The sequence below is a fragment of the Roseimarinus sediminis genome, from assembly GCF_050433125.1.
Lineage (GTDB): Bacteria > Bacteroidota > Bacteroidia > Bacteroidales > Prolixibacteraceae > Roseimarinus > Roseimarinus sediminis.
The window spans coordinates 1-1176 of the sequence record NZ_JBNPXV010000051.1 but is presented as its reverse complement, the minus strand read 5'-3'; the positions used below and the strand labels follow the sequence as shown (position 1 = coordinate 1176).

The 1176-nt window shown below is 39.9% G+C and carries 1 protein-coding gene; it reads right to left on the bottom strand.

What is annotated here, in order from left to right:
* Positions 1 to 458 precede the first annotated feature (458 nt).
* Positions 459 to 920 carry an IS200/IS605 family transposase gene (gene tnpA / locus FHS86_RS19165; protein ID WP_429417698.1) on the bottom strand — a complete coding sequence of 154 codons (462 nt, stop codon included), beginning with the start codon at positions 918 to 920 and terminating at the stop codon, positions 459 to 461.
* Positions 921 to 1176: the final 256 nt, after the last annotated feature.

The following is a 1176-nucleotide window of genomic DNA, read 5'->3' as shown; positions in this document are numbered from 1 at the left end:
CCCAACCCATCGGGTTAAAACCCGACGCTACAGTATGAAAACGTTCCTGACGGAACTGAAACAAATCCACATAAAAAGCAGATTGCCCCAATGCCGTAGGCATGGCCCATCTTGTAACCTATGGTTTCAACCATAGGATTATCAACACCATCTCAACAACCGATGCCAAGTGCCATAGGCATGGCCTATATCGATAACCACAAAAGGCCATCAGCAAACATGTACCGTCCCTACGGGACTCAACCCCAAACACAACTCCCAACCCATCGGGTTAAAACCCGACGCTACAGCATGAAAACGTTCCTGACGGAACTGAAACAAATCCACATAAAAAGCAGATTGCCCCAATGCCGCAGGCAGGGCCCATCCTGTAACCGATGGTTTCAACCATAGGCTAATCAGCACCAACCCAACATCCTATGCCAAGTGCCATAGGCATGGCCCATCTATAAAACAAACTAAATCAGGGGTTTGAAAACGTATCGCTCATCATAAGAAATATTGAATTTTTGCAGAAACTCAATATACTCATCAATAAATTTTTGACGTGCATGATGCTCCTCCTGATTGATAATATATTGATACACCTTTTGAATCTGAGAATGACTATAAGAGAACATCCCATAACCACGCTGCCATTCAAATCTAATGGGTGTTAGATTATTATCATTAACGTATTTTGATGATTTTGCCTTAATGGCTTTCATCAGATCTGAAACCGCAATTACTGGGTTCAAACTGATTAAACAATGAACATGATCTTCAACACCATTAACAATTAATGTTTTACAACCTGTTTCATTGATCAGATTTCCTATGACACCAAATATTCTTGGTTGCCAATCTTTTTCAAGAATTGCTTTCCTGTATTTTACACCAAAAATGGCGTGAAGATGAATTTGATGATAAGCGTTTGCCATAACGTTAATTTTGAGAGATTTACATTAATTCAAATTTATGAAAAAATTAAATACGCATGCTTGTTAAAGCCTATTATTCCCCTTATAATCAACTACAACACTATTTATTCATTCAATCATCTGTTCTGAGTAGCATATTTATTGAGAAAAATCCTCACCAATGCCGTAGGCATGGCCCATCTTGTAACCTATGGTTTCAACCATAGGCTAATCAGCACCAACCCTACATCCGATGCCAAGTGCCGTAGGCACGGCC

What these genes read in the sequence shown, in the direction of transcription:
- tnpA (WP_429417698.1), bottom strand. Translation starts at nt 920, where the DNA reads ATGGCAAACGCTTATCATCAAATTCATCTTCACGCCATTTTTGGTGTA.